This is a genomic window from Pseudomonas sp. NFACC56-3, assembly GCF_900100025.1.
Lineage (GTDB): Bacteria > Pseudomonadota > Gammaproteobacteria > Pseudomonadales > Pseudomonadaceae > Aquipseudomonas > Aquipseudomonas fluorescens_AA.
Window position 1 is genome coordinate 21,787 of record NZ_FMTK01000024.1, and the last position, 16,029, is coordinate 37,815.

At 62.5% G+C, this 16,029-nt stretch carries 13 protein-coding genes; 5 read left to right on the top strand and 8 right to left on the bottom strand.

Features of this window, described 5'->3' with window-relative positions:
- Positions 1-9: 9 nt before the first annotated feature.
- Positions 10-531, top strand: a complete 522-nt coding sequence (locus BLO80_RS24785) for a single-stranded DNA-binding protein (RefSeq protein WP_092332250.1) — start codon at positions 10-12, stop codon at positions 529-531.
- A 124-nt stretch (positions 532-655) separates the two neighbouring features.
- Here the strand turns inward: BLO80_RS24785 and BLO80_RS24790 are convergent, their stop codons facing one another.
- From BLO80_RS24790 to BLO80_RS24800, 3 genes are all read right to left on the bottom strand, one after another.
- Entirely contained in the window at positions 656-1,282 is a 627-nt protein-coding gene (locus BLO80_RS24790) for a hypothetical protein (protein ID WP_175459548.1), read from the bottom strand.
- Positions 1,283-1,427: 145 nt separating this feature from the next.
- Entirely contained in the window at positions 1,428-2,282 is an 855-nt protein-coding gene (locus BLO80_RS24795; protein ID WP_092332247.1) for a hypothetical protein, read from the bottom strand.
- Between the two features lie 170 nt (positions 2,283-2,452).
- Positions 2,453-4,378, bottom strand: coding sequence for an MAC/perforin domain-containing protein (locus tag BLO80_RS24800; RefSeq protein WP_092332244.1), 1,926 nt, complete (start codon positions 4,376-4,378; stop codon positions 2,453-2,455).
- A 210-nt stretch (positions 4,379-4,588) separates the two neighbouring features.
- Here BLO80_RS24800 and BLO80_RS24805 point away from each other — a divergent pair, with 210 nt between their 5' ends.
- Positions 4,589-7,894 carry an ATP-binding protein gene (locus tag BLO80_RS24805; RefSeq protein ID WP_092332242.1) on the top strand — a complete coding sequence of 1,102 codons (3,306 nt, stop codon included), beginning with the start codon at positions 4,589-4,591 and terminating at the stop codon, positions 7,892-7,894.
- Positions 7,895-7,976: 82 nt separating this feature from the next.
- Here BLO80_RS24805 and BLO80_RS24810 read toward each other — a convergent pair whose 3' ends face one another.
- Positions 7,977-8,531 carry a cysteine hydrolase family protein gene (locus BLO80_RS24810; RefSeq protein ID WP_092332239.1) on the bottom strand — a complete coding sequence of 185 codons (555 nt, stop codon included), beginning with the start codon at positions 8,529-8,531 and terminating at the stop codon, positions 7,977-7,979.
- A gap of 99 nt (positions 8,532-8,630) precedes the next feature.
- Between BLO80_RS24810 and BLO80_RS24815 the strand changes: the two genes are divergently transcribed.
- The 3 genes from BLO80_RS24815 (at position 8,631) to BLO80_RS24825 (ending at position 11,823) form a co-directional block, all read left to right on the top strand.
- Entirely contained in the window at positions 8,631-9,626 is a 996-nt protein-coding gene (locus BLO80_RS24815; RefSeq protein WP_092332236.1) for a GlxA family transcriptional regulator, read from the top strand.
- Between the two features lie 345 nt (positions 9,627-9,971).
- Positions 9,972-11,075 (top strand): DUF3182 family protein, encoded by a 1,104-nt coding sequence (locus tag BLO80_RS24820; RefSeq protein WP_092332233.1) that lies wholly within the window; start codon positions 9,972-9,974, stop codon positions 11,073-11,075.
- Complete coding sequence (locus tag BLO80_RS24825) at positions 11,065-11,823, top strand: alpha/beta hydrolase family protein (protein WP_092332230.1); 759 nt, start codon at positions 11,065-11,067, stop codon at positions 11,821-11,823. Before BLO80_RS24820 ends, BLO80_RS24825 begins: the two co-directional genes overlap by 11 nt.
- Positions 11,824-11,965: 142 nt before the next feature.
- Here BLO80_RS24825 and BLO80_RS24830 read toward each other — a convergent pair whose 3' ends face one another.
- Genes BLO80_RS24830 through BLO80_RS24845 form a run of 4 tightly spaced genes read right to left on the bottom strand, consistent with a single transcriptional unit; the run spans position 11,966 to position 15,981 of the window.
- Complete coding sequence (locus BLO80_RS24830; protein WP_092332227.1) at positions 11,966-12,967, bottom strand: lysylphosphatidylglycerol synthase domain-containing protein; 1,002 nt, start codon at positions 12,965-12,967, stop codon at positions 11,966-11,968.
- Entirely contained in the window at positions 12,954-14,252 is a 1,299-nt protein-coding gene (gene clsB / locus BLO80_RS24835; protein ID WP_092332225.1) for a cardiolipin synthase ClsB, read from the bottom strand. Before clsB ends, BLO80_RS24830 begins: the two co-directional genes overlap by 14 nt.
- On the bottom strand, positions 14,249-15,058 hold the full coding sequence (locus tag BLO80_RS24840) for an endonuclease/exonuclease/phosphatase family protein (protein WP_092332222.1): 810 nt from the start codon (positions 15,056-15,058) through the stop codon (positions 14,249-14,251). Before BLO80_RS24840 ends, clsB begins: the two co-directional genes overlap by 4 nt.
- Positions 15,055-15,981 carry a DUF72 domain-containing protein gene (locus tag BLO80_RS24845; RefSeq protein ID WP_092332220.1) on the bottom strand — a complete coding sequence of 309 codons (927 nt, stop codon included), beginning with the start codon at positions 15,979-15,981 and terminating at the stop codon, positions 15,055-15,057. Before BLO80_RS24845 ends, BLO80_RS24840 begins: the two co-directional genes overlap by 4 nt.
- Positions 15,982-16,029: the final 48 nt, after the last annotated feature.

Genomic DNA, 16,029 nt, shown 5'->3' on the forward strand with positions numbered 1-16,029 from the left:
GAGAACGTTATGGCCCGTGGGGTTAACAAAGTCATATTGGTCGGTACTTGCGGCCAGGATCCCGAAGTTCGCTACCTGCCGAACGGCAACGCCGTGACCAACCTGAGTCTGGCGACCAGCGAACAGTGGACCGACAAGCAAACCGGCCAGAAGGTCGAGAAGACCGAATGGCACCGCGTGTCGATGTTCGGCAAGGTGGCCGAGATCGCCGGCGAATACCTGCGCAAGGGTTCGCAGGTGTACATCGAAGGCAAGCTGCAGACCCGCGAGTGGGAAAAAGACGGCATCAAACGCTACACCACCGAAATCGTGGTCGACATGCAAGGCACCATGCAACTGCTGGGTGGCCGTCCACAGGGCGACCAGCAACAAGGTGGCAACAACTACCAGCAGGCGGCTCCGGCTCCGCGTCAGCAGGCGCCTCGTCCACAGTCGGCGCCACAGCCGCAACGTGAGCGTCCGGCCCCACAACAGGCCGCGCCGCAACCGGCTCCGGATTTCGACAGCTTCGATGACGATATTCCGTTCTGATCCTTGCCTGAGAGCCTTACGCAGGTAGGTCACGAAAGCCCCAAGCGCTCAGCACTTGGGGCTTTTTATTTGTCTGGCGCAAACCGATTCGTGACTTTGGAGACACTGGCAAGCCCGGCCTCGCTCACAAATCCAGATCCAATACCTCCTGCATCCTCTCGCCAATCGACTGCCTCAACCACGCGGCATGAAACGCCATGTCCTGATCCGTCAGATCCACCCCTACCCGAAGTGCGATGGCCTTGCCATCGCCCCCGGCGAAGCCCACCACAAAGTGACAGATGTTGGCGGAAGCGGTCGTTTTGTAAGGCTTGATGTAATGGATGTCGCTGTACGGCACGCATTCTTCGGTGGTTTGCCGGGCAGGGCGGCGTTGGGTGAAGGTGAGGCGTTGCTGGCGTTCGTCAAAGCAGAAGCCGAGCACCTTAGGTCCGGATGCCAGCCAGTTGAGCACGCAGACGGCCATGAGTGCGCTGATGAACATGAGCGCTATGAACAGAGGGTCCTCGATCACTCTTGTGTGGAGGGGCGACAGGTTTTGTCCGACATGAAACAGCTTCGTCGATAGCACTGCCAGCCCGTAGACCGGCAAGGCCAGCAGCATCACCACGGCATACACCATCGTGCCCAGGTATCCCGGCCTGGATACGTCGCTTGAGCCATCCCAGATAGGCGGGTGCCGTGGCGCTGAGGCAGCGGTGTCGGTCGGGAAGGGGGAGTCGACCAGGCGCGGCGGGCGTTTGCGTTTCATACGGCTGGCTCTTGGGAAAAATGCCCGGCCATTCTTATCGTTATTCCTCAAGTACGCCTAGTAAAAAACAGTTCGCCCGAGGGCGGGTTCCTCCTGGCCCCGCCAACCCAGGTTTTTTCTGCCTGGCCTGCCGTGCTATCCCCCCTCACGGCCGATAGTCCGCCGGTAATTCATGCCGCGTCGGCGCTTTTTCTTCGTGATAGTGCGGTTTGCCCTGGGGAGAGCTCATCAAGGTCGAATTGGCCAGGATCGTCTCCGTCAGCAAACAGTCCTCACCCTCTCCGAACCAGCAGGCCAGCGCCGAGTTTCGATTGCCATGCAGGTCCACAACGGCCGGCCAGTTTTCGACGCCGTGGGCATCACTGGGGGGAATGTCGGGGTAGTGCTTGGGCGGCAGGACCAGCGCATCTCCGGGCCGCAGCCACAGGTCGGCCAAATGGATTTCCCTCGACGCAGGTCGCCAGCGGGCGACGCTGATCACCAGCGGCAAGCGGCCATAACGGGAAAAGAACGCGTGGGGGAAGTTGTGGTATTCGAGGTCGGTCGGGTTGTAGGTCAGCAGCTCGCGCTGGCGCGCCGGGCCCAGGTAGGGCGATTGGTGGCCGGCCCATTTGCCGTAGGTGTATTGGCCCAGGATCAGTTGGTCGTATTCGAAACGCAGGCATTCGCCGTTTCCGAGCAGGGTCATGCCGAAGGCCTGCGCCGTTTCCTTGGTTGCCCAGATCGGTGCGTAGTGCACTTCGCTGGCGTGGAAGTCGAACGTCTTGATCCAGTAGGAACCGCTGTTCGTTGCAACCTCACGGTCCCGCCAACTGATGCCCGAGTAGCGAGTACCCAGGGACAGGGCTGGGTTCTCGGGGCTGAGCTGGATCAGGTGGCCGCGCTCCTGGACACTCGGTCGTGCCAGGCCATGGTCGTTGAACAGGTAGGGAAACCGGCGGGGATCGAGGGCCGTTTCCACGCCGTCGCCGATAAAGGGAACACTGTTGAAGACTTGCATCGTATGGGGACCACGCACGCAAGAAGGCTAGAGGAAGGGCGCTCAATCGCCCGATGAACCTGTGGGAGCGAGCTTGCTCGCGATGGCGGCGGCACATTCAACATTGAACCAAGCTGAACCAGCGCTATCGCGAGCAAGCTCGCTCCCACAGGGGATGTCACTATCGGGTGTCAACTGTACGGACGATGTTGCTCACGCAACCAGTCCATGCCGTGAGGTAGGCGCCAAGGCCGGACGGCGGCGCGTTTTTCAATCTGGGTCAGGCACAAGGCGTCTCTCCAGTAGTAGACCATCAACAGGTGAAACACCTCATCGCCGCGCCGGTCCCAAATGACGTCGTCCTGCTGGCGACCCGGTTCGATGGGTTTGAGCCGGCAGTCGCCCTGGTCGTGCATGCCCTGCAGGCAGGTTCCCGTCTCGTAGTTGATCAGCAGCACCGGGTGGTTGATTTCCGGATAAGGTTTTTCCAGCTCGGGCATGTACCAGTACTGCCCCGGGTTGTGCCTGTCCGGCGTCTGCATGGCGATACGGGTCCGGTTCTGCGGATCGACCGCCAGGGCCGGTTTGGCGTCGGTATTGTTGCGCACGATGTACAGCGCGGTGCGAGGGTCTTCCTCGGTCGTTGCGGTTTTGACCAACTTGACCTTGCCGAACGAGTCGTGGGAAAACCGAGCCTTGACCTTCACCGTTGGGTTGAGGTCCTTGCCTGCCTGGCCAAAACCGGCAATGAGTCCATCGACACCGGGCACCTCGAAGTCATTTCCCGCCAGCACATAGGTCAGGCCGGACAACGGGTTGGGCTGCATGTGCTTGGTCAGCGTGTCCCAGCGCATCAGCGACACCTCACTGGCGCCGTTGGACAGCAGGGCCTCACGCATGGAGTACGTCGGGTAGTAGCGTGCGTCGCGTGGCCAGCGCTCAGTGGCCATCAGCAATTTTTGCCCGTTTTTTTGTCTCAGCAGCAAGGCCAGCGCATCCCAGAACTGTTCAAATTCCGTGGTCGATGCATCCGCGGCGGGTGGGTAGTGGAAACTTTCGCTGGTTTCCTTGCTTTTGTTGTCGACGAACACCATTCGCAAGGCAGGGCGGGTTGCCGCGGCCTTGGAGGTGGTTTGCCGCCCGGAGCGGCCGAGGACCACCACCGACTCTTGCCAATTGGCTTCGATTTCCGCCTTGTAGCTGGTGTACCACTGGTAGGCCTGCTCCAGCGCCGTACGGGTCTCGCCTTCCTTGACGAAGCGATAGACCGGCGCGATTGCCAACTCCACGACGGTCGGGTCGTCGGGCAGCGATTCGCGCCATTTGCCGAACTCCGCATTGCAATTGCTCGGCTCCACTGGGTTGAAAGCGATGGCGTGCGTGCCGCCCCGGGTGGTCAGGTTGGCGTTGCGATGGGCGATGTTTTTCTTGACCGTTTCCGAGACCGAAGTGGTCGCGCTGCCGCTGACAAAGGCGCCGTACTCGGCCTTGACCATGGCATCGAGGGTGTTGGTCTGGCTGAGGAAACTCTTGAGCGCGGTCATCGCATAGTTCAGCGAACCGCCGACAGTCACCTCGCTGACGATATCGGCACCAAAGTCGACCAGGAAATTGAAGAACGGCGCCGGATTGCTCGGGTCGAAGGCCTTGGGCAACTCATCGACGCGCTTCTTGAACGCTTCCGTCGCATTGGCGGGGCTGACGTCGAAGGTCAGTTTCCATAACCGCACCGTGTGACTGTAGAGCGCGGCTTCGCGCTCTACGAGCGTCTTGATTTCGCTGCCGAAGGTGGCTTTGAAACCGGCGGAAAAGGCGCCGTATTTGCCGGAGGCTTCGACACTCGTCTGGGTATGTCTTTCGAATTCGTCGCGGGAGGCAAATGTCTCGGTCGAGAAGTTGTCGTTGGCCACGACCGTGGACAGGGTGACGTTTTTCCCCACGTTGTAAGACGTTTTCCGGTACGGCACCACACGTTTGCCCGATTCGGTATCGCCGACCTTCAGGCACTCCTTGCTGTCGCCGGCCCAATCGAGCCGGTTCAGTCCGCGCCCCAGTAATTGCGAGCCGCCGATATCCCGCACGTCATCGCTTGCGTTGCCCTTCAGTCCATCGCTCATCGCCTTTCTCCCATGGCTCAGGTTGTATCAACTGGGTGTCAATTGATGGGAGTGAGTATCGGAAGGGCGGTGATAGGCGGACAGTCCAGAGCGGTGTCAGTCCGGTATCAGTTTGGTATCAGGCCAAATGCCATCTTTTCGTTAACCCGGGCGAGGCGCAGGAGTACACTCGATCGGCTGCCGTTGTCCCAGGGTAGAAGGGCTATCGACATGGACTCCCGACCAAACACCTTTGCTGCCCTGCCCAGGCGTGATGCCTCGATATCCGACGGCCGTGTCCTGCTGGACGCCGTGTCGTTGAAAGGCCTGCGCAAACAGCATGGCCTGAGCCAGGAAACCCTGGCCGAGGCCTGCCTGAACCGGCATCTGTGCGTCTCGATCGCCTCCATCAAGCGGGCCGAAACCGGCAAGCCGGTGCTTTACCGCACGGCTCGGCACTTGGCGACGGCCTTCGGGGTCGATGTGAGTGAGCTGCTGGGCACTCCCGCCTCGGCGGCTTTGGCGCACATCCAACAGACGATGAGCGCGGTGCACCAGGCGGCCTTTGCGCAACAGGCGCTGAAACAGGTCGATGACAGCGTCATCCGCTACGTGCTGGAGCTGTCCTTTCGGATCGATGGGCTGCCGGCGACGACGTTCATGGCAGAAATCGAGCGCCTGGTGCGTCAGTTCGGTGGCGTGCCACTGGGGATGACGCAGGATGTGGTGATCGCCCAGTTCGGTTCGCCACAGGCCTATCGCAGCGATAGCGAGCGGGGCCTGCTCTGCGCGCTGGCGCTGAGTCGGGAGCAATTCGTCATGTCCGGGCATGCCTTGTTGCTGCGGCTTGTGCGCCTGAGCGCAGACACCATAGAGATAGAGCCTGCGGTCGAGCCTGTCTTGCTCGCGCAAAAGCCGCTGTTGGATCGTCATGGCCACGCCCCGGTGTATGTTGCGCAAAACCTGCTGGAGCAGCTCGCTGCACGGTTTGAATTTTCGTCCAGCGACGATGAGTTTCAGGCCTATCGCAAATGCCTGCGCCCGCGCAGCCTCGACGAAAACGCGCCGCGTCCGTTGGTGGGACGGGCCATCGAGCTCTTGCAGTTCAAGGCGGTGATCGAGGCCACCCAGGAATGCCAGGACGGGCACATCGTCTATGTGCGGGGCGTGGCGGGCATTGGCAAGACCCGCCTGGTCAGCGAGTTTTTCGAAATGGCCCGGCAGCGTGGCTTTGCCTGCCATCGCGGCGATGTGTTGGATTTCGGCATGAACAACAGCCTTTGGCCCCTGGGGCAACTGCTGGCCAGCCTGCTCAACCTGGGTGGCGCGGCGTCCGTCAGCGCCCCGCTGTTGGATGCCGCTTTGTCCCGCCTGAAAGTGGCCGCCGAACACCGGATGTTCTTGCAAGTGCTGACGGGGGTGTCGTCTGCCGAGTCTCTGGCCCTGTATGGCGCAATGAGCAACCAGGCCCGTACCCAGGGATTGTTCCAGGCCTTGCTCGACGTGTTGCTGCGCATCGCGGTGCAACAGCCTTTGCTGATCTGCGTCGAAGACCTGCACTGGGGCGATGCCACGCTGTTTATGCTGCTGGGCAGGCTGCTCGATGCCACTGACGAAGCACCGGTGGTCTGGCTGCTGACGTCCCGTCCCGAAGGCGATCCGCTGGAAAGCGCAATCCGTACGCATTCCTCCAGCCCCATGAGTCTGCTCGACATCGCGCCGATCCGGGCGCGGGAGGCCACGGTCCTGGCGGAGCAATTCACTGAGGTCGATCCGCGCTACCGGGCTGAATGTGTCGCCCGCGCCCAAGGCAACCCGCTGTACCTGACGCAACTGCTGTCGAGCCAGCAAGGGGTGTTCCCTGACAGCCTGCGGCATTTGATCCAGACCCGCTTTGACAAATTGGCCCCCGAGCAACGTCGCGCCCTGCATTACGCCGCGGTGCTGGGCAATCGCTTCGAGCTGACGCTGTGGCGCGAAGCGCTGGGGCAGCCCGGTTATCTGCCGACCGCAGACATGCGCCAGGGGTTGTTGCGGGAGGTCGAGCCAGGCAGCTATCTGTTTGTCCACGATCTGGTCATGCACTGCCTTTACGACGCGATGCCCACGTTGCTGCGCGAGCAGTTGCACGGTGACGTGGCGAATCTCTATCGCGCGCGCGACCGGGTGCTTTATGCCCAGCATTTGCTGCGGGCCAACGATCCGGCGGCGTTCGACGCGCTGTTGGTGGCCATGGGCGAAAAACGGCTGGCCTGCCAGTACGACAGTGTCCTTGCGCTGGCGCGGCAATGCTCGGCGTTTGCCGAACGCGCGCAGGGCAATTTTCCCTTCGCGTTGTTGTGTGGCCAGGCGTGCTCGGGCCTGGGCCAGACCGTGGAGGCCCGGGCGCATTTCCAGCGCGCCTTGGCATTGGCCGAGCAGCCGCAGGATCGGATCGAGGCCGCGTTGGGGCTGGCGGCAGTCCTCAATACCCTCGATTGCCTGGACGAGGAGGAGCGCCTGATCGAGGACGTGCTGCCCATCGCCCGGTCCATGCAGGCCCATGCGGCGCTTGCCCGGTTGAATCACTTGCGCGGGAATATCTATTTCCCACGGGGTGATTACGCCGAGTGTCGCCGCCTTCATGAAGAAGCGTTGTCCTTTGCTCGCATCGGCCTGGACCTGGAAACCGAGGCCAAGGCCTTGAGTGGCATTGGCGACTCCTATTACGCACAAGGGCGCATGCAGACCGCCTACGAGGTCTTCGATCAATGCGTACGCCTGTGCGAACGCAATGGGTGGACACACATGGAGGCGGCCAATCGCAGCGCCCGTGGATCGGCGCAGTTGTACCTGGGCCAGCCAGAGCCCGCCTTGCGTGACGCCATGGAAGCCATCGAATGCAGCACCCGGCTGGGCAATCATCGAGCGCAGGTTTTCTCGCGGCTCACTGCGGCCTGGGTGCTGGTGGCGGGCGGCCAGGATGCCTTGGCGGAACAAGAGCTGAGCAGTGCCCTGACGCTGGCGCGCAACCTTGGCGCCAGCCGTTTCGAAGCGATCCTGTTGGAAGGGTTGGCGCGGGTGGCGTTGCGCCAGGGCGAGCGCGGGCTGGCGCAGACCTTGATCATGGAGGCGGCGAGCCTGGTGGAACGCTTCGAGCTGCAGCGCTACATCGGGCCTTGGGTCTACGGCAGCCTGGCGATGATCAGCGACGACGGACCGTTCAGCCAGCAGGCCTTGGCGAAGGGCGAAGCCCAGCTCACCCAAGCCTGCCTGGCCCACAACGCCTTGCGCTTTCGCGTGGCGGCCGCTGAAACCTGCCTGTTGGCGGGCAATATCGAAAAGGCTATCTGGCATGGGCAACAGATGGCGGCATTGCCCGAGTCGGCGTCGTGCGCCTGGATCAACCACCATGTGCGGCTGATCGATGTGGCGGGGCAGTGGCTGCGCAACGCCGATCAAGCCAGCGGCGAGAAGCTGAAGGGGATGGCGCGCGAAGCGCAGCAGATGGGGTTCGTGGCGACGATGCCGCGGTTGTTGCACGTGCTGGAGACTTGATCGCCTCCAGACACGCCGTTGATGCCTGAGGCAAAACCGCACTTGGAAAATGAAGCGCGGTTTTTTTAGCTGTGCCGTGGGTTTATTGATGGTCAGCCAGGAATTGCTCGGTACTCACCACACTCGCATAGGCAAACCCCAGCGCTGCCATGAACGCCGCATGCACTTGGGCAGCCGGCACGACGACGCCGTTGAATTCCAGGTCGAGGGTGGCGCAGGCATCGTGGATCACCGTGACGCCGTAGCCCAGGTCCGCCGCTGCCCGCACCACGCCATCGACGCACATGTGGCTCATGCTGCCGACCACCACCAACTGTTCGATGCCGTGCTGGTCGAGGAGGGCTTGCAGTTCGGTTTCGCGGAACGCATTGACGAAGTGCTTGAGGACCGCCGGTTCGTCGGCGCGGTTGAGCACCTTGGGGTGCAACTGTGCGCCTTCGGAGCCTGGGGTGAAGAACGGCGCGTCGGAGGAGGTGAATTCGTGGCGGATGTGCACCACGCTGTCGCCGGCCTGACGAAAGGCTTCGATCAACCGTGCGGCGTTATCGGCGGCGGCTTGGGCACCGACCAACGGCCATTTTCCCTGGGGGAAGTAGTCGTTCTGGATATCGACTACGATGAGCGCTTGCTTGGACATGAGGGCTTCCTTCGATCAGGTGGAGTAGGGCGCCAGTATTGGCCTTTACCGCCGGTTCGAGGATTGGCCGCAACGACAATAAGCGAGGGAAAACTGACAATGGCGCAGCAAAGGGCAGTCGCCGAGCTTGGGGTGCTCATCTACCCCGGCGCGCAAATGGCGGCGGTGCATGGCTTGACCGATCTGTTTGCCGTGGCCCAGCGGATCGCGGCCGAGCACGCCAGTGCACCATTGCCACGGTTGCGGATCAGTCACTGGCAGACCGACAACGGCGAGGCGCCGCGGCGAGTGTTCGACAGCGAAACCGGCCCGGCGGGCCATTTGGTGGCGTTGCTGATTCCGCCGTCCCTCGCCGGCTTCGATGACGACTTGGCCTCGCCCACGCTGCTGGATTGGCTGCGGACGCAGCATGCGGGCGGCACCGTGTTGGGCGGCGTGTGTGTCGGCTCGATTCTGTTGGCCGAAAGCGGCCTGCTCGATGGGCGCAGCGCCACCACCCATTGGAGTTCGGCCAAGGATTTCGCCGCCCGTTACCCGAAGATCAAGCTCAACGCCGACAAACCGATTGTCGACGACGGCGACCTGATCACCACCGCCGGGCTGATGGCCTGGTCGGAACTGGGACTGCGCCTGGTGGACCGCCTGCTCGGGCCCAGCATCGCCACGCGCACCGCGCAATTTCTGGTGATCGAACACAGCGACAGTGCGAGCCAGTGCGGCAGTAACTTCGCGCCCATCCTCGGCCACGGCGATGCGGCGATTCTCAAGGTCCAGCATTGGTTGCAAAGCAACGGCGCGGTGGAGGTTTCCCTCGGTGCGATGGCCGAACGGGCCGGGCTGGAAGAGCGCACCTTCCTGCGCCGGTTCCGTGCCGCCACCGGGCTCAAACCCACCGAATACTGCCAGCACTTGCGGGTCGGCAAGGCCCGGGAAATGCTGGAGTTCACCAATGGCACCATCGACCACATTGCCTGGACCGTCGGCTACCAGGACCCCAGTGCCTTTCGCGCGACGTTCAGGAAAATCACCGGGTTGGCGCCGAGCGATTATCGGGCGAGGTTTGGGGTGAGCCCGCTGGGCATTCCCAAAGGCTGACACTGGACCCTTTGTGGCGAGGGAGCTTGCTCCCGCTGGGCTGCGCAGCAGCCCCATCATCCCAACTGACACATCTGTGTAATTCTTTGGGGGGGCGCTTCGCACCCCAGCGGGAGCAAGCTCCCTCGCCACAGGGGGCGCTTCGTCTGCCGCTGGATATCGTGCAATTTGCGGGATGCCAAGCGCATGTCGTGCAGAATGAAACAGGCCCGGTGCTATCAATTGCTTGCGATGCGCCCGCTTGGCTGACCCCTCATCGTCCATCACCTCGTTGGCCTGATCTCTGCAACTTTCCTGATTTGCAGGCATATCTAAAGCCATCGAGCGCAGGAGGAAGGGCACCGCATGACATCAGTCAATCGCAACAAACGGGTCGTGGCCTATTCGGTCAATCCGCAAGCGCCGCGCCATGAGGTCGAGACCAACCGTGCACTGGCCCAGTGGCTGGCGCAGATCCTGGGTTGGGAGTACGGCGACAGCCATGACACCCAGGCCGGTCAGGATCTTTATCTGTTGCCCACGCAAACCCTGATCGGCACCGAAACCTTGATGCGCCTGGGGGTGAAGGGGCCGGAGGATGTGTGGGGTGGGTATGTCGAGCATGATTTTATCTGCACCAAGGCGATTACCCACGGTCTGTTGAATAAGGACGCGGTGGCGCCCAAAGGCTGGTCGCCGCTGTTTGCCAAGCTCACGCGAGGCGCGGTGCTCGATGGCGTGACGGTCTTTTCGCTCAAGGACGCCCGCCCGGCCGCCGAACATTTGCTCTACACCGGGCCGATCCGCATCAAGCCGATCCATGCCTGTGCCGGACGTGGTCAACAGTTGATCAAGAGCCTGGCGCAGTTCGATGAAGTCGCCGCCGGGCCCGACGCCCAGGCGCTGTTTCGCGATGGCGTGGTGCTGGAACAGCACCTCAATGAGGTCAAGACCCAGAGCGTCGGCCAGAGCTTCATCAACGGCCAGGTCCTGAGCTATTGCGGCGTGCAACACCTGACTCACGACAGCGAAGGCGTGGAGGTGTACGGCGGGTCGGACCTGCTGGTGGTGCAGGGCGGCTACATCGAGTTGCTCAGGCTCGAACTGTCCGACGATGTGCGCGAGGCGGTGCGGCTGGCGCAAGTGTTCGATGACGCCGCCAACCAGGCCTACCCGAGTTTTTTTGCGTCGCGGCGCAATTACGACATTGCCCAAGGCCTGGATGCCGCCGGCCAGCCCCGTGGCGGCGTGTTGGAACAGTCGTGGCGCATGGGCGGGGCCAGTAGCGCCGAACTGGCGGCGTTGCAGGTGTTCGTCGAAACGCCTGAGACCAGCGCGGTGCGGGTGTCTTCGGTGGAAACCTACGTCGACCAACCGCTGCCAGCCGGGGCCAGGGAGGTTTATCGCGGCGAGGCCCACAACAGCGACTTTCTTCTCAAATACGTAACGGTTCAATCCTATGACGGCTAGAAGTGAAACCATTCAAATCGAAATCGACAATGAACGCATGGACGGGACGTTCCTGAGCCCCAAATCGAAGGTCCCCGGCGTGTTGTTCGTACACGGCTGGGGTGGCAGCCAGGAGCGCGACCTGGAACGGGCCAAAGGCATCGCCGGCCTCGGTTGCGTGTGCCTGACCTTCGACTTGCGCGGGCACACCGGCGGGGCGGGCATCCCGTTGTCCCGAGTGACCCGCGAGGACAACCTGCGGGATGTGTTGGCGGCATACGACCGCTTGCTCGCCCACCCCGCCTTGGATACCTCGGCGATTGCCGTGGTGGGCACCAGTTATGGCGGTTACCTGGCCTCGATCCTGACGTCGCTGCGCCCGGTGCGCTGGCTGGCCCTGCGGGTGCCGGCGTTGTACCGCGACGAGCAATGGCACACGCCCAAGCGCGACCTGGACAAGACTGACCTGCTGGATTACCGCAGCACCCTGGTGCACGCCAGCACCAATCGCGCCTTGCACGCATGCTCGCAGTTCACCGGCGATGTGTTGCTGGTGGAGTCCGAGACCGATGCCTACGTGCCCCATGCCACGATCATGAGCTACCGGGCGGCGTGCCAGCAGACCCATTCGCTGACCCACCGCATCATCGACGGCGCCGACCATGCCTTGAGCAACCCCGTGTCACAACAGGCCTACACCTCGATCCTGGTGGACTGGATCACGGAAATGGTGGTGGGAGAACGGTTGAGCATTATCCAGGAGCGCTGATCTGGATTTTGTGTCGTCTGCGCGGGCCTCTTCGCGAGCAAGCTCGCTCCCACAGGGGGGGTAGCGATCAAGATAGGTGTGTTCACAACAGATCCAATGTGGGAGCGAGCTTGCTCGCGATGGGGCCAGGCCAGGCAACCCATCACTTGACCCCAGGCTTGACCCGCAACGCCTTGGCCTTCGCCTCGATCACCAGGTACATCACCACGGTAATCAGCAACGGCAGGATGAAATAGATCGCCCGGTAAGCGATCAGCCCCGCCAGCAGGCTGCCCCGCGACACCTCATGTTGCAGCAGGGCAACGAACACCGCCTCCAACACCCCAAGCCCCGCCGGAATGTGAGTGATGACCCCGGCAATGCTGCTGATCAGCAACACCCCGAGCACCATCGGGTAATCCAGTTTGCTGGGCAGCAAGGTGAAAATCACCGCCGCCATCAACGACCAGTTCAGTGCGCCCAACGCCAGTTGCAGCACTGCCATGCGCAGCGACGGCAGGTTGATTTCCATGCCGCGCACGGTCCAGGCCCGTCGCTTGGAAAACCGGCAGGCCGCCAGGTATCCGGCACTGGCCAGCAACAACAGCACGCCCACGCCTTGCAACGCATCGCTGCTGAGCTTCCAGCCCGGCGGCATGGTCACCAGGCCGCTGCTGAACACCACCCCGGCCAGGGTCATGTAGCCGAACCAGTTGGTGGCCAGGCTCAGGCCGAGGATCTTGGCGATGTTCCCGCTGCTGACGCCCAGCCGCGAATACAGTCGATAGCGCATGGCGATACCGCCTACCCAGGCGCTGAGGTTGAGATTGAAGGCATAACTGATCACCCCCACCGGCAAAATCTGCCGCCAACCGAGTTTCTGGCGGATGTAGGTGCGTCCGATCAGATCGAAGCAGGCATAGGTGATGAAACTGGTGATGGTCAGCGCAGCGGCGATGATCAAGGTGCGCACTTTGAAATCGGCCAGGGTGGTGAACACCTCGGACCAATCGATGCGCCGGGCCAGGGCGGTGAAGAGCACGATCAACAGCAGGAAAAACACCAGGGTCAGCGGTCTTTTCCAACGGCTCCAGCGGGATTTGGGCTTGGCCTGTTCCGGCGCATGGGCATCTCTCGGCGCGGTGTGCGCTTCAGAGTGGTTCATGGGGTTCGCTCCGGACCGCCGTCGGCGGTGAAAAAGGTTTCAGACGCGGTTTATGGGCCGGCAGCCAGCCGGCCCAGGCCGGGAAATGGCGCAAAAAGTGGAACACCATGAAACCGATGGTCATGCGCCACAGCAGGCCCCGCGGCGCATGGTTTTCGGGCATGACCGTGCAATGGTTTCGGCTCAGGTAGTCGAGGCGCTCGAACAGCTCGCGGTTGAACGTCCGGTCCCGGATCAGCACGTTGGCTTCCAGGTTCAGCGACAGGCTCAGCGGGTCGAGGTTGCTTGACCCCACCGTGCTCCAGTCCTCATCCACCAAGGCGACTTTGCCGTGCAGCGGCCGCTCGCAGTATTCGTAGATCACCACGCCGGCCTTGAGCAGGTAGCTGTAGAGCATCCGGGCCGCGAGCTTGGCAATCATCATGTCCGGTTGCCCTTGCAGGATCAGCCGCACCTCCACGCCGCGCCGCGCGGCGTTGCGGATCTCGCGCAGCAGCCGGTAACCGGGGAAGAAATACGCATTGGCGATCACCACCCGCCGCTGGGCGCTGCGCAGCACTTGCAGGTAGACCTCTTCGATGTCGGTCTGATGCTCGTGGTTATCCCGGTAGACCAGGCGCACCTGGCCGTCATGGTCGTTGAAGGCCAGCTCGTTGCGGCGGCTGCGGCGGCGTTGCCACCAATACTTGGCTCGGGCCGGCCGGCCGCTTTGCAGCAGGGCGAAGTGATGGATATCCACCACCGCCGGCCCCTTGATCTCCACGGAATAGTCCTGCTTGGCCTCGGGGCCGAAATCCCCCAAGTGGTCGGCGGAAAAGTTGATCCCGCCGATGAAGGCAATCACCCCGTCCACCACCACGATCTTGCGGTGCAGGCGGCGGAACCAGTTGGTACGGATCCCCAAGTGCCGGGGCGCCGGGTCGAACATCTGCAAGCGCACCCCGGCGTCGCTCAACGAGGCCAGGAAAGCGGTGGTCAATTCACCGCAGCCGAAGCCATCGAGGCTGACGGTGATGCGCACGCCACGCTGGGCGGCTTCCACCAGCAGGTCCCGCAGTTCGTAGCCGACCTTGTCCTCGAACAGAATGAAGGTCTCAAGCAGGATTTCTGTTTCGGCCCGGCGAATGGCCTCGAAGACCCTGGGGAAGTACTCTTCGCCGTTTTCCAGCAGCGTGACGCGATTGTTGCCGTGCCAGCCGTATTCGATATCGGCCAGCGCCGGGTTGCGTTCGGTGGGCGTCGTGTCGACCTGTTCCACCGTCGCCTTGTCCATCATCGCGCTCATAATTCGATCTCCACCGACAGCGGTGCATGGTCGGAAAGGTGCGACCAGGGTCGTACATTCAACACCTTGGGATGATGGGCCTTGAGGTTGCGCACGTAGATGCGGTCCAGGCGCAGAATCGGCAGGCGCGCCGGAAAGCTGCGGGCCGGCTTGCCCCACTGCTCGGCGAATACTTCCCGCAGGCCGCAGGGTTCGAGCAGCTCACTGGCTTTGCCGCGCCAATCGTTGAAGTCGCCGGCAACGATCACCGGTGCATCGGGCGGCAGTTCGCTCAAGCGTTGGCAAAGCAGCTTGAGTTGCTCGACACGATGACCTTCGCGCAGCCCCAAGTGGACGCAGATGGCATGCACATCCTGCCCATCGCCCGGCAGGCGCAGCACGCTGTGGAGCATGCCGCGGTTTTCATGGCCGCTGATGGACACGTCCAGGTTGTCGTGGCGGATGATCTGGAATTTCGACAACAACGCATTGCCATGGTCGCCCGCCGGGTACACCGCGTTGCGCCCATAGGCGAACTGTGGCCAAAGGGTGTCGGCGAGGAATTCGTATTGCGGCATGCTCGGCCAGTTGCTGTAGCGCTGGGGATGGTGTTCGTGGGTGCCGTGGACTTCCTGCAGGAACACCACGTCGGCGGATACACTGCGCACCGCTTCGCGCAGTTCCGGCAGGATGAAGCGCCGATTCAGGGCGGTGAAGCCCTTGTGGGTGTTGACGGTCAGCACGGTGAAACGGCTGACCCGGTCGAGATCCTGAGCCCCTTGTCGGGTCGGCTCGCAGGTCGCTTCGCTGGTTTGCGAACGGTTCATGGCAACACCCCTTCGGCCGGTCGCTGGCCGGGCGCGGTAGCGAGGTCCTTGTCCAGATGGAAACGCTCCAGCAAATGGCGTGCGTCGTAGGGCGCGCGGACTTTGATGTCGTTGTCGAAATAGCAGAACACTTCCCGGCTCTTGCGTGCCCGGGGTTTCTTGTCCGGGTCGATCAGGTGCGCGTCGCTCGGCTGCTTGCCGTGGCTCCAGGCCTCGATCCGGTCGCCCCAGCGCTTCAACGCCTCGTCGGTGTAGCCGCTGGCGTACAACTCCTCGGCGCCGTGCAGGCGCAGGTAGACGAAATCGCTGGTGACGTCTTCGCGATAGGGCCATTTGCCGGCTGTGTCGGCGATCACCAAGGCCACGTCGTAGCGCTTGAGCAACGTGATGAAGTGGGGGTCGATAAAACTCTCGTGACGGATTTCCACGGCGTGGCGCAGCGGCCGCTTTTTATCGGTCTCGGTGCTGGCGTGGCCGTCCAGGCGCGGCTCATGCTCCCGGGCCAGGACGGCGGCGCCTTCGGTGTCGTGGGGCAATTGCTTGAGGAAGTCTTCGAACAGTTCGGGGTCGAACTTGAAGCTGGGTGGAAACTGCCAGAGGATTGCCCCCAATTTCTCCTTGAGCTCCAGCACGCCGGAGGCGAAGAAGTTAGCCAAAGGCTTGTGGATGTCCCGCAGGCGCTTGATGTGGGTGATGAAGCGCGGGGCCTTGACGCTGAACACGAAGCCGGGCGGCGTCTCGGCATACCACTGGGCATACCGTTCGGGGCGTTGCAGGGCGTAGAACGATCCATTGATTTCGATACTGTTGACCGCTCGCGAGGCAAATTGCAGTTCCCGTTTCTGGGTCAGCCCCTTGGGGTAGAAATCCCCCCGCCAAGGCGTGTAGCGCCAGCCGGAAATGCCAATGTGGATCGCCGTCATGTATCCCTCCCGTGCCAATGACCTCGTACCGCCTGTGTCTTTTGATGA